Genomic DNA, 14,263 nt, shown 5'->3' on the forward strand with positions numbered 1-14,263 from the left:
GACATTAAAATGTAAAAAAAGCTTGATCTGACAACGTTTTTTTTCTGTTATGTTGGAATATATTCGCAACTTTTGAGAGCGAGGGGCGTCTAATAGGTGTCTGGTAATGCCCAAGCGGTCAGTCGGAGTTGGAAAATGACAACATGCGGCAAAAAAATATGAGAATGGTAGGGGTGAAGGATGAAGAAGTTCGGTTTTTTGGTACTGTTATTTGTCTTTGGGCTCGTATTCCCGGGCTATAGTCACGCAGCAACAGACACGAAAATTATCCTAGACGGAAAAGAAATCGTACAGCCATCGGATACAAAAGCGGAAATTATCAACAGCAAGGTGATGGTTCCGATCCGGGTTGTGTCTGAAAATCTTGGGTACAGCGTGGAGTGGAAGCAGCAAACGCAAACGGTGACTATTAGCAAAGACAACACTGCCATGCAGATGATTGTTGGACAGAAGACGGCAACGGTGAACGGCAGTAACGTAAACCTGGATGCCCCGCCACTCGTGAAAAATGGTACTACGCTCGTACCTCTTCGATTTATTGGTGAGGAAATGGGTCTTAAGGTGGGTTGGAACAATACCACGAAGACGGTAACATTAGTTACCCAGAATTCAGGTTCCGGAAACGGGACAACCACACCTCCGAACTCTGGCAATGAAGGCGGAGGATCGGATCAAGAAGGTCTTGTACTGGTGAACGGCATCAGCTTCAGCGACAACCGCTTCATGATTGCAACAAGCGGAAGTACGAAGCCGAACGTCTTCACGATGACAGGACCAGATCGAATCGTTATAGACTTGCCGAATACCGCATTTGCTGATTCTTTCAGTGAAGGACAGGCTCTAGACAGCAACCAGAATGGACAACTCGTCGTTAGCGGTTATCCGGATGTGTCGAAGATTCGTTACTCGTTATACAGCAACAGTCCATCTACAATTCGTTTTGTAATAGATCTGTCCAGTTCAAAAGGGTACAGTGTGCAAAATGATTCCGGACTGGTTATGATTAACCTCGACAATCAAAGTGGTACACCTGCTCCTCCGGTTGGTAATAATGGCAAAAAAGTTGTCGTTATCGATGCAGGTCACGGAGATCATGATCCTGGGGCAATCGGTGTAACTGGTAAACGTGAAAAAGACTTCAATCTGGCAATGGCTCTGAAAGTGGAAGCCTTGTTGAAAAAAGAATCCAAAATTGACGTTGTGTTAACGCGCAGCGATGATACATTTTTGGCATTGAAAGAACGTGTGAAGATTGCACAAGATATAAAAGCGGATATCTTCATCTCCATTCATGCTAACAGTGGCCCTGCTGCTGCGAACGGTGTAGAGACATTCTATACACGCTCCAACAGCAAAGCACTTGCTACAGTGATGCACAAGTATCTTTTACAGTCTTCCGGACTGAAAGATCGTGGAGTGAAAACGGCAAGTCTCCATGTGACCCGTGAAACGACAATGCCAGCAGTTCTGCTGGAAGGTGGATTCCTTAGCAATAAGAGCGACGAAGCAGCCCTGTTCACTGAGAGTTTCCAGAACAGTGTTGCCAAAGGGATTGTTGCAGGAATCAAGGAGTATCTGGGAATTAAATAAGGGACAAGCCCTTATGTTGAGGAGGCGGAGTTAGAATGAACAAGAAAATATGGATTGCAGCCTTGCTGGTAACGGTTATGGCAGTTGCTGCTGGATGTGGAAGCAAGCCAACAGCTGCTCCGAATCAGACGCAAGGCGCAGGAACTGAAAACAATGTAACCGAGGTTGAAGGTGAAACAATTACCGAACCGGTAACTGCTGAGCCTGAAGAGAATACAACGCCTACAGAATCCACGGAGGAAGGCAGCTCAGAGGAAGCGACTACAACTACTCCGCCAAGCGAAACGTCTACGGAGAAGCCGGCAACTTCCGAAAGTAATGAAAAGAAAACAATCACTGTATTCTATACGGATGAAGAAGAACTGGAGTTGCACAAAGCTTCGGCAGAGATTTCATACGCATCGGATGATGCCAAATATAAAGCTGCCTTTGAATCACTGCAACAGAGCAAAGACGCTAAACTTGTTCCGCTGTGGTCTAAAGAAATTGAATTGAAGTCTGTTCAGTTCAAGGATGGCGCTCTTGCGCTGGATATTCATATGCCAGATACGGCACGTCTTGGAGCAGGTGGAGAATCTTATGCGCTGGATGCTCTAAAACAAACGTTCTTCCAGTTTGATGAAGTAAAATCACTTGATTTACTGGTGGATGGTCAGCAGACGGAGAGTCTGATGGGCCATGTGGATCTTGAACATCCAATGACAAGATCCGAATAGGCTGTACAGCATACTGTTGTACCGTGAATCCACGGAATATGGGTCGTTTTACATGAGAGAGGGGAATCATAGGTGACTTTTAAATATAACAATCCATCACACTCTAAAAAAGTAGTATCAGCCGTGCTTGCAGGCATGATGGCCCTTAGCGCCGGCGGAGCTGCCATGGCAGCAGAATCAACAGAAACGGGGCAGGGTCAGACTGCTGCAATAACAAATACGGCTGCACCAACTGGTTTGTTCAGTGACATCAAGGTCGGATACTGGGCTGAAAAACATGTCTACAAACTGGCATATCAAGGTATTCTTCTCGGTAACAACGGCCTGTTCCGTCCAGGAGATGCGGTAACACAGCAAGAAGCTGTAACGATGGCAATCCGTTTTATGAATCAAGAGGGCCAGTTGAATACCGACACGGCTGCGGCATTACCGACAAACATGGAAGTGGGAAATTATTTCAAGCCATATGTCGCGCTGGCACTTCAACTGGGACTGATTGACAAAACGGAAGAATCAACGGTGGATGTATCCAAGACCTCCTGGGGTCAAAAGCCGGCTTCACGGGAATGGATTACGAAATTGTTAATCCGTTCATTGGACAAGGATGCTGAAGCGAAGGCACAAAACAATCAATCTACCGGATTTGCTGATAATGCAAGTATTTCCGAAAGTGGTAAAGGTTATGTCAATCTGGCTGTTAGCCTGGATCTGGCCAAAGGTGTGGAAGGCAACAAATTCAATCCAACCGGTTCCGTAACCCGTGCTCAACTGGCTACCTTCTTCAGTCGTGGTGAATCGTTAACGGATACAACGTACCCGAACACATCCACGGGTTATGTGACAGGATTGAAAGATGGGCAGATCACGCTGGTTGTGGACGGCAAAGCCGTTAACTTCGCAGTGAACAGCAGTACGCCTTACTTTACGAAAGACAGTGAAACTCGTGCTTCCGCCACAGATGTGAAGCTGTATACGAAAGTTATGGTTGTAGGTTCTGCAGGTGGGGCTTCCTATGTGGAAGTTGTTGATGCTACACCGCAGGTGGAAAGTGTTGAAGGTACATTTGCACGTTCATTGTCTGGTAATAAAATTGGTATCTTTGTGGGCGAGAATTACGAAACGTACAGTTATGATGAGGCAACTGCATTCATCGATCAGAATGGTAATGCAATCAAACTGTCCGATATTACGGCAGATAGCATCATTGAAGTACAGCGTGAGACGTTCTCAGCTGACAAAAAAACAGTCGCTATTCGTGTGAAATCCGGCATTGTTAACAAGAGTGACAATGGCGTAATCGCTGAAGTGTCTACTTCTGGTAAAACGATAAAACTTGTCAATGCAGCAGGTGCTACAGAGCAGTTTGCATACAATGATAATCTGCTTATCACATATCAAAACCGTATCATGTCAGTGGCTGATCTCAAAGCCGGCAGTGCCGTGAAATACACCGTAAAAGACAGTGTTTTGCAAACAATCGCATTGTCTCAAGGTGTGGAGCAATCTGTGCGCGGAACATTGGTTGAGATCGGTGGCAACCAGTCCACGTTAACGTTCAAACGTGAAGGGGGTTCCCTTGAGGCGAAACTGCTGACTGAAAAGCCGGAAGTTATTATCAATGGCATTCAGGATGCAACGCTGAATGATCTCATCACGGATGCAACGAACGGGGATCAGGTGGAGTTGACATTAAACTCTGACGACCAGGTAACGCGTATTCAGATCATTGGACGCCAAATGGAGCCTATGAACGGCGTAACGGTTGTGTCTTACAATAGTAAAACAAAGGTGCTTACCGTGTTGGACAACAACAAAAAACCGTTTGTATTTACATTGGACGAAAAAACTAAACTGGACTACAATACGACCAAACCTACACTGGCTGGTCTGGAGTCACTCTTAAATGATGGCCGCAAATTGGATCTGACCTATGTGGGAACACGTGCGTTGTCCGTTAAAGTGATTTACAAGTATGAAGGTACGATCAGCAACATTGATACTTCTGGCAAGAAAATCAGTGTGTTGTCTGGTAATCAGACGATTACAGTGCCTTATACTACCGCACCTACGGTTGAGATCTATAACAAATCGGGCGCAAGTCTGGGAGATTTGAAGATTGGTGACAAAGTGACTGTAACGCTTGGAGCAAATCAGGATGTAGTGCAGAAGGTTGCACTGAACACTGTGGCTCAATTCGAAGTGGTTGCCTTGGAAGCAAATAGTCGTATTCGAGTAAAATCCGATCTGTTGACAAGTCAGTTCTACGTGGATCAAGCGGTACTGACAGGAGAGAGTGGTCAGACGATCACGCCTTCACAACTGACAGCAGGCAACCTGATTAATGTAACGTTTGAAGGAGCTACGCCAAAAGCGGTTCAAGTTGTGAAGCGTACGCTGGCTGAAGTTACAGGGGTGGATGCTTCATCTGTAACGCTCAAACAGTTTAACGGCCAGACTGAAACCGTGCCTGTTAGCGGTTCTGTTAAAGTCGTAAAATCTGGCTCCACATTAACTTCATTGACTAGTCTTACAGTCGGAGATCGTGTGGAAATGACAAAAGATACGGATAATTCCACACGGTTCAGAGTACTAACTGTCATGAGCAAACAATTCTGGTCTTATGATGGCGTGGGTAACCAGATTTTGGTTAAACGGGAAACGACAGCAGACACAAACTATCGTTTTGCACTCGGATCAAGTGTATTTGTTCACCAGGGTGACAATACTTTAAGCGTGCAATCTCTCAGAGATAATGATAATATTGTATTGTATCTCCTGAACAATGTTATTCTGGAGATTCAAAAACAGTAATCGTTTCTTTTCGAGGATCAAAAGAATGACCGTCTTGATACGGGATCTTTCCCGCATCAAGACGTTTTTTTTGCAAGCTTTTTGAGGTCCCCGCAAAGTACTCGGATGAAGCTTCGAAGTAAGGCTCCGCAGAGTGGAGTCATTTTGTGGGAGGTAGCTCTTCATGAATGCAGCGACGGTTAGACATATACTCGAAACTATGGAAGCAATGTTTCCTGATGCACATTGCGAATTAAATCACAGCAATGCATTTGAATTGACGGTAGCTGTCCTTTTGTCTGCCCAGTGCACCGATGAAACGGTTAACAAGGTAACCGCAGATTTGTTCCAGAAGTACAGAAGCCCAGCAGATTATCTGGCGGTTCCTCTCGAAGAGTTGGAACAGGATATTCGGCGAATCGGTTTGTACCGGAACAAGGCCAAGCATATTCAGAACATGTGCCGAATTTTAATAGAGCAGTATGGCGGCGATGTACCGCAGGAACATGATCAGCTTGTGACGCTACCAGGTGTCGGGCGGAAAACCGCGAATGTAGTTGTTTCCAATGCGTTTGGAGTACCGGCAATTGCGGTAGATACTCATGTTGAACGTGTATCCAAGCGGCTGGCGCTTGCAGGTTGGGATGACTCCGTACTTGAAGTCGAAAAGAAACTAATGAAGCGCGTACCCCGGGACGAGTGGACTTTAACTCACCACCGGTTTATATTTTTTGGACGCTACCATTGCAAGGCACAGAACCCTGCGTGTCATATCTGTCCATTGCTGGACATATGCAGGGAAGGGAAAAAACGTATGAAAACGTCCCAAATCAGGAAAGATAAGGAACGTGTCACCACCCGAAAACGAAAAATAAATTAATGAGCAGAAAAGGATGAATAATCATGAAATGCATTTCCGTGTACACTGACAATTTTGAGGCCTTCTCCGATATCTTTGAACAAATCGTTGAACAGGAAATGGCTGAAAATGAAGAAAAAGAAGTAGAAGGAATCACTGTAAGCCACTCTGGCGATGTGCCTGAACATTATCTGGAGCGTATGTCCGTTAAACCAGAAGTTGTTGTTATGAGAGACAAAGGCAGAGACATCACAATTCTGCAACATGGACAAGTATTTGAAATCTTGCTGCCTTCCATGGAGAACGCAGTTTCATAAGAAGTGATTACACTATTGGTTCTGTTGTATTAATGTCATGAGGATCGTTGTGGTTAAGGTGATCGCATCGCATTCATGCAACAGACACTTGGCGTAAGCATTTGCTAATTACCGAGTATAAAACGTATTACAGATAAAACCGACTTGTTCGGTTTTATTTTTTTTAGATTATAGAACTTATACGTTCATTTATGTATATTCAATTCCAACCGTTCAAATTCAAACTTGATAATGTTAAAATATATGTTGTAAAAGAGATAGACGTCGAAACGGATGTCAAATTAGAGGAGCCAGGGGGAAGGCCAGTCATGTCCAGAACAGATTACCCAAAAGAAATGGCCAAACCTCTGCTTCCGCTGCGTGAAGCGATGGAGCAGACAGGGGACCATACGGCTGTACAGGCTATAACGGATTTAATCAGCAAGGCGGAAATGAAACATCTGACAATTGCGTTCTGTGGTCATTTCTCTGCAGGCAAATCGAGTCTCATCAACAGTTTATGTGGTAAACGGGTCCTGCCTTCAAGTCCTGTGCCAACAAGTGCAAATGTGGTATCCATACGTAATGGTAAGCCAAGAGCGCTTATCTATACTACTCCAAACGTAAGCGCTGACAATGGAGCAGGAACACTTGAAGTTTCTCCAGAGGAATTGGAGGCGTATTGCAAAAATGGTGGAGCTTACAGCTCGATTGAGGTATGGGATGATATTCCTCTGCTGAAAGATGATGCTGTCCTGCTGGATACACCAGGTGTGGATTCAACAGATCGCGGACATAGTCTCGCAACCCATTCAGCGCTCCATCTGGCGGATGTGGTGTTCTATGTCATGGACTATAATCATGTTCAGTCCGAGACAAACCTTTCATTTGCCAAGAGTCTGTCGGATTGGGGCAAACCGTTGTTTTTGATCGTGAACCAGATCGACAAGCATCGGGAGCGTGAGCTCTCTTTTGACCAATATACCGAAGGTGTCGAAGCTATATTTGCGGCCTGGGAAGTCAGATATGACGGACTGTTGTTTACTTCCCTCCGCGACAAGCAGCATCGCTACAACCAGTGGGATGTGCTTCCGGAACTCATTGGACACATGATGCAAGAGAAGGAAGCGTTAATTACGCACAGTTTGGCAAGTTCGGCCAGTCATGTAACGGAGCAACATCTGACGAGAGAAGCGGAGAAACGTGAAGACGAAGAGAATTCCCTGCTGGATGAGATTGGTGGCAAGGAAGGAATTGAACGCTTGGAACGAGAGCTGGAGCTTCTTGATCAACAAGCAGCAGACATTCGTACCGGGCCTTCGCGATTGCGTGAGAAATTCCGGGCAGAGCTTGAGCCTCTTCTGGCAAATGCGAATCTTACACCTGCGGATATTCGTGCGTCGGCTGCCGCCTATTTGGAGAGCCGCAAACCAAGTTTCAGGGTAGGTTTATTGTTCTCAGGTGGCAAAACCGAGCAGGAGAAACAACGTCGTGCTTCTGAACTGGTACGGCTGTTACAGGATCAGGCTTCCGGGCAAGTTGAGGTACATATTCGTACAATGCTTAGACAGCTGGGTGAATCTCATCAGGTATGGGGAGCGGAGTGGGAGCAGGCACTTAATACGGAGCTGCCTGCTGTAGATGAAGAATTATTGGAGATGAAACGTAGTGCCAGTGCAGAGGTATCTCCCGAGTATGTGATTCAGTTCAGTAAAGATGTGCGGGGCGAGATTGAGGCCCGCTATCGCAGGTCGGCCATGATGCTGGCCGACCGCATGCTGGAAGCGCTGGGGGCGCGAGGCGAAGCCGCGCTCCAGACGCTGGAAGCCAGCCGCGCAGCGCTGCTGGCGCAATCCGCGGCGGCGGCGCGTTACACAGCGCTCCAGCGCAGCGCCGCCGCAGAGGCAGCAGAGCTGCGCAGCCTGCTGCCCCATGCGGGCCCCCTCCCCTCCGGGCTATTGCCGGAGGTGAAGGGCCCGCACGTGCCCGCGGTGCCTGAACCGGGCGAAGCTCCCGGTTCGCATGCGGGCACGTCAACGTCTGTGGCTGCGCAGCCACAGACGTCAGAGGCACCGCCAGCGCAGCGCGCAGTCGCGGTGGCGGTGCCTGGGCCATCGTCGGCGGCTGGCGCTGAACGCCGCCGACGCCTGGACGCAGCAGCGGCACGACTTGAAGCCGCTGCTGCGCTGGTGGAGCCGTACCCCGCCATGGGGTCGGCGGTACGGGATCTGCGTGCACGCGCGGCTTCGCTTGCGGGTGGCACGTTCACTTTGGCGCTGTTCGGAGCATTCAGCGCTGGCAAATCCTCCTTCGCCAACGCGTTGCTGGGCGAAGCTGTACTACCCGTCTCGCCGCATCCAACAACAGCGGCGATTAACCGGATTATGGCTCCTGCCGGGGGCGCGGAGCATGGAACAGCCCGGGTCCGCATGAAGACCCGGGACGCCTTCCAGGAAGATCTCGGCTATTCCTTCCGATTACTCGGACTGGGTGAGCCTGGAACCGAGTGGCAGAAGCGAGTACGTTCCCTCTCGCCACAGGATGTGCATCCCGCGGGGCGCCCGCATTACAGCTTTTTGCAGGCAGCAGCATCCGGCTGGGAAGAAACAGCGGACCAGTTAGGTCAGGATGTGCTGGTGGATTTGGACGGTTATCGTAACTTTGTCGCAAACGAGAAGAAGTCCTGTTTTGTAGACAGTATCGATCTGTATTACAGTTGCGATGTGACTGAACAAGGCATTGTATTGGTAGACACACCAGGAGCGGACTCCGTCAATGCTCGTCATACGGGTGTAACCTTCAATTATATGAAGAATGCGGATGCACTCATTTTTGTAACGTATTACAACCATGCTTTCTCACAAGGAGATCGCCAGTTCCTGAATCAGTTGGGACGTGTTAAGGATAGTTCTGCCATGGATCAGATGTTCTTTGTTGTGAATGCCAGTGACTTGTCTTCCTCTGAGGAAGAGCTGGAGCAGGTTCTCGATCACGTGAGCACCCAACTGCGCAGTAATGGAATTCGGGCACCACGACTCTTCCCGGTATCCAGCATACTGGCGATGGAAGGCAAGATGGCAGGTGATTCGAAGCTGCTGGAACAATCCGGTTTTATCCGTTTTGAGGAAGAGTTTAACCAATTTGCAGGCAGAGAATTAGCTGATCTTGCTGTCGGTGGAGCTTCCGAAGAGATGGCACGTGTCATTCAGCGGCTGAAGAAGCGTGCGGAAGATGCGGCTCAGGGGGAGGAAGTATTGCAGCAACGGCGGGATGAACTGGAGACTATCCAGGGACAGTCACGCCAGCGCATACAGCAACTTGCAGCAAGATCCATGAAGGAAGAATTGTCACAGGAAACAGCAGAATTACTCTTCCATGTGCGGCAGCGACTTGCCTATCGTCTTGGTCTATTCATGGCAGAAGCATTCCATCCATCCGTACTTCGGGAGGATCGGGGCAATCTGAAGATGGCTTTTGCAGCCTGTGGACGTGAACTGTTACGCATGATTGCCATTGAACTGGAGCAGGAACTGCTTGCTACCACCCTCAGACTTGAACAGGCAGGTCAGACCTGGCTGATGAAGCAAGTTACGGAATGTATAGATGAGGTGAGACAGTTATCAGGAGGCGTGGATGTGTCACTGCCACTGAACGAACGCTGGAGCACACCTGTGCTTGAAGAAGTTCGTCTGGAAGAACCGTCCGGATGGAAAAGCTATTTGAATTATTTCCGCAATCCGAAACAGTTCTTCGAAGGGGATGGGCGTCAGCGGTTACAAGAGGCACTTGATCCTGTCCTCAAACAGATGATCATTGAAGTTCTTCCTGCTGCGCAAGACAAACTGATTCAGTTTTATGACAACCAGCTCTGTCAATCCTTGCAACACCAATCCCGTCAGTTGGAAGAACGTCTGGACGAGGCGGTAAGTGGAATTCAAGATACACTGGAGAGCGGAATTCCGGCGGAGCAATGGACCAGCTTGTCTAACCAACTGGAACAGATTGAACGCAGTTAAAATCAAGGCATAACACGTATTCTCTGGAAGTCTTTGTAAAACAAAATGAATGATACAGCAACACATTGAAAATGTTGCGAAAATCAACCCAAAAAGGCCCCTGCCGAAAAGGCATATAGGGAGCCTTTTTTTGGTACGAACAACCTGAAATAAAGAGAATATTCAAACATTTGATTGAAAGGTGGGTATTTACCTTCGTTAATGCGTCAATAAGCTGAAAGCAGGCAGAATATGGTCTGTTATTCGCTTTGCCGCGAATGGGGTACGGTGATAAACTTCATAAATGTTCATAGTATTTTTGAACGACATAAGAGGAGGAGAAACATGGATGTTCTTAGGCAACTGCAAATCTTTTTTTGGGAAAAGCGAACGTATTTATTTGTATCAATCTTGTTCCTCGCCTTAGCGACCGCACTTGGGTTGGTGTATCCGTACATGCTGAGGATACTGATTGATGACATCATTGTTCCGCGAACTTTTGAAGACGTTCCCATAATTGCCTTGACAGTGTTAGGTGTAGTTATTTTGAAAGCGGGAATGCAGTTTTTACATGGCTTTTTTGGAGGACGCTTGGGTAACTTCCTGGCGTACAGACTTCGTAACGCATGTTATGAAAAGCTTCAATTTTTATCCTTCCGTTATTATGATACGGCCAAGACAGGTGATCTGATGTCCCGCCTCACGGGAGATTTGGAAGCCATCCGTAACTTTATCGGATTTGGTTTCGCCCAGATTCTCAACATGGTTTTGATGGTCGTATTCGGCGCAATCATGATGATGACCATGAGTTGGCAGCTGACGCTGTTCACGCTCATATGCATCCCATTACTTGCCTTCGTTGCGCTGAGATTCGAATCCAAAATTCACCCTGCGTTTCAGGAGATGCGGCTGGCGCTCAGTTCACTGACAACAGCGGTACAGGAGAATATCACTGGCGTACGTACGGTAAAATCCTTTGCACGTGAGCCTTATGAAGTGGAGAAATTTTCCACACGTAATGAACGTTACAAAACGAATCAGATTCATGCCGCAACATTGTGGAGTCGCTATTTTCCGATCATGGAGATTCTTGCTTCGGTGAGTATCGTTCTGTTGCTGGTGATCGGTGGAAGAATGGTTATACAGAAGACGCTGACACTCGGTGAACTCGTTGCCTTTTTCAGTTTGATCTGGTACATAATCGGTCCAATGTGGAACCTTGGGTTCCATATCAACAACTATACGCAATCCAAAGCTTCAGGTGAACGGGTGCTCGAACTGCTCAATACGCCAGTGGACGTGGAAGAAACGCAAGATCCGGTCATTGTGGAGGCAGACCAGGTGAACGGCCATGTGACATTTGAATCCGTTACCTTTGCCTACGGCAACAAAATGCCAGCGGTAACCGATATTAATTTTGATGCTGCACCCGGTTCTGTAATCGGTTTCCTTGGGGGTACAGGGTCTGGTAAATCGACCATCATTCAGCTTCTGATGCGTGCCTATAACGTGAACTCGGGAACGATCAAGCTGGATGGCAAAAACATCAAAGATATAGGTATTCGTAGTTTGCGGAGTCAGATCGCTTCCGTTTTCCAGGAAACATTCCTGTTCTCATCCAGCATTCGTAATAATATTTCCTACGGGCTTAAGAACGTCACCATGGATGAGATCATCCGTGCAGCCAAACTGGCTAAGGCTCATGACTTCATTATGGAGTTCCTGGACGGATATGACACGGTGGTTGGTGAGCGCGGTATGGGTTTATCGGGTGGACAGAAACAGCGGATTGCAATCGCAAGGGCTTTGCTGAAAAATCCGAAAATTCTGGTACTTGATGACGCAACAAGCGCCGTGGACATGGAGACAGAACACGAGATTCAATCCGGTTTCCAGGAAGTTATGCGCGGCAGAACGACATTTATTATTGCACACCGTATTTCTTCACTACGACATGCAGATGAGATTCTGGTGCTCGATGAAGGTCGCGTAGTACAACGTGGCAAACATACCGAACTCATTGAAGTGCCTGGACCATATCAGGATGTTTATAAAATTCAATATGCAGATTATATTGCCCGCGGTAAGCGGGAGGCTGGGGAGCAGGTGAATTCATGAGTGCCGAAACGATAGCAGACAGGCGCGAGGCCAAAGGGGCCTCTGAGAAGAAACTGAATGAACGATTTGTGTATCAGGACGATGAAATTATTGAAAAACCGTTTAACTGGAAAGAGTTCGGACGTTTGTTTGCATACATGAAACCATATGCGAAACAACTGTTACCACTTGTTATTCTAATGATGATCTTGGGTACCATTACGAAATTGTCCGTACCGTTTCTGATCAGTCTGGCAATTGACCGGGCCATCGCACCGGCAACGGGGTTGCCAAGCATGACTATGCTGTATCTTATCGCAGGCTCCATATTTGTGTTGTATCTCATTCAGTGGGCTGCCAATACGTACCGGATCAAATTGACAAACATTATCGGACAGCGTGTTATTTATGACCTTCGCTCGGATCTGTTCAAGCATATCCAGAAGCTGTCCTTTAACTTTTTTGACAAAAGACCGGCAGGATCCGTACTGGTACGTGTTACGAATGATATTAACTCCCTTCAGGATCTGTTCACGAACGGTGCAGTTAACGTCATGATCGACTGCGTACAGCTGCTCGGGATCATTGTGATCTTGCTGTTGATTAACTGGAAACTGGGCCTTGCCGTAATCATTACGGTGCCAATCATGTTTATCATCTCGACCAAACTGCGGGTGCTGATCCGTCGTGCTTGGCAGGATGTGCGCATGAAGAACTCCCGGATTAACTCCCACTTGAATGAATCCATTCAAGGGATTCGAGTGACTCAGGCCTATACCCAGGAAAAAGAGAACATGAAATACTTTGACAACATGAACCTGTCCAGCAAAAAGTCATGGGATAGAGCATCAGCGATGAACCAAGGCTTTGGACCGCTGATTGAGATTACCGGCGGATTCGGTACATTAATCCTTTTCTGGTTTGGTGCTTATCTGATTCAGGAAGGTCAATTGACTGTGGGATTACTTGTTGCTTTTGCCAACTATGTCGGCAACTTCTGGGACCCAATCAACCGTCTGGGACAGATGTACAATCAGTTGCTGGTTGCGATGGCATCATCGGAGCGTATCTTCGAATTCATGGATGAAAAACCAAGTATTGCGGATAAACCAGGTGCCAAGCCACTTCCTTCTATTAAAGGAGATATCGCATTTGAAAATGTTGTGTTCGAATACGAGAAAGGCAGACAGGCGCTTAAAGGAATCAGCTTCTCAGCGGCTGCGGGACAATCGATTGCACTTGTTGGTCATACGGGCTCAGGTAAAAGTACGATCATCAATCTGATCAGTCGTTTCTATGATATATCCGGCGGACGTCTCACCATTGACGGACAGGATGTGCGGGATGTAACGGTAGAGAGTTTACGCAGCCAGATCAGCATTGTATTACAGGATACCTTCATCTTCTCGGGTACGATTCGTGACAATATTCGATTTGGACGACTGGATGCAACGAATGAAGAGGTGGAGGACGCAGCCAAAGCAGTCAATGCACATGAGTTCATCATGAAGCTGCCTGGCGGATATGATACCGAAGTAGAGGAACGCGGGAACGTATTATCCATGGGACAGCGACAATTGTTATCCTTTGCCCGTGCGCTGCTTGCTGATCCACGCATACTGATCCTGGATGAAGCTACAGCCAGCATTGATACGGAGACAGAGCTTAAAATCCAGGAAGCGTTGAAGGTGCTGTTGCAGGGAAGAACCTCCTTTATGGTCGCTCACCGTCTCTCAACCATACGGAATGCAGATAACATTATCGTCCTGGATCATGGTGAAATTAAAGAAGAGGGCAACCATGAGCAGCTGATCCAAAAACAAGGTGTCTATAATGGGCTCATTGAAGCTCAATACAGATTTTTGTAATGAAAACTTCGGACGCCTGTGAAGCGTCTGAACACATATGAACTTATAACAC

The 14,263-nt window shown here is 47.4% G+C and carries 8 protein-coding genes; all 8 read left to right on the forward strand.

Annotated features, from left to right (window positions below; translation table 11 throughout):
- Positions 1-180 precede the first annotated feature (180 nt).
- The 8 genes from QF041_RS01255 (at position 181) to QF041_RS01290 (ending at position 14,211) form a co-directional block, all read left to right on the forward strand.
- Complete coding sequence (locus tag QF041_RS01255; RefSeq protein WP_036607564.1) at positions 181-1,590, forward strand: N-acetylmuramoyl-L-alanine amidase family protein; 1,410 nt, start codon at positions 181-183, stop codon at positions 1,588-1,590.
- A gap of 35 nt (positions 1,591-1,625) precedes the next feature.
- Positions 1,626-2,306, forward strand: coding sequence for a GerMN domain-containing protein (locus QF041_RS01260; RefSeq protein WP_036607562.1), 681 nt, complete (start codon positions 1,626-1,628; stop codon positions 2,304-2,306).
- Between the two features lie 72 nt (positions 2,307-2,378).
- Positions 2,379-5,117: an S-layer homology domain-containing protein gene (locus QF041_RS01265; protein ID WP_307410944.1), complete on the forward strand. Its 2,739-nt coding sequence runs from the start codon at positions 2,379-2,381 to the stop codon at positions 5,115-5,117.
- 163 nt (positions 5,118-5,280) lie between these two features.
- On the forward strand, positions 5,281-5,976 hold the full coding sequence (gene nth, locus QF041_RS01270) for an endonuclease III (protein WP_036607558.1): 696 nt from the start codon (positions 5,281-5,283) through the stop codon (positions 5,974-5,976).
- Between the two features lie 23 nt (positions 5,977-5,999).
- Positions 6,000-6,272, forward strand: a complete 273-nt coding sequence (locus QF041_RS01275) for a hypothetical protein (RefSeq protein ID WP_017687779.1) — start codon at positions 6,000-6,002, stop codon at positions 6,270-6,272.
- Between the two features lie 308 nt (positions 6,273-6,580).
- Positions 6,581-10,267, forward strand: coding sequence for a dynamin family protein (locus QF041_RS01280; RefSeq protein WP_307410947.1), 3,687 nt, complete (start codon positions 6,581-6,583; stop codon positions 10,265-10,267).
- 324 nt (positions 10,268-10,591) lie between these two features.
- Positions 10,592-12,364 (forward strand): ABC transporter ATP-binding protein, encoded by a 1,773-nt coding sequence (locus tag QF041_RS01285; RefSeq protein ID WP_307410950.1) that lies wholly within the window; start codon positions 10,592-10,594, stop codon positions 12,362-12,364.
- Entirely contained in the window at positions 12,361-14,211 is a 1,851-nt protein-coding gene (locus tag QF041_RS01290) for an ABC transporter ATP-binding protein (RefSeq protein WP_091017941.1), read from the forward strand. The genes QF041_RS01285 and QF041_RS01290 overlap by 4 nt, the downstream gene beginning before the upstream one ends.
- Positions 14,212-14,263: the final 52 nt, after the last annotated feature.

This window comes from Paenibacillus sp. W2I17 (genome assembly GCF_030815985.1).
In the GTDB taxonomy this organism is placed as follows: Bacteria; Bacillota; Bacilli; order Paenibacillales; family Paenibacillaceae; genus Paenibacillus.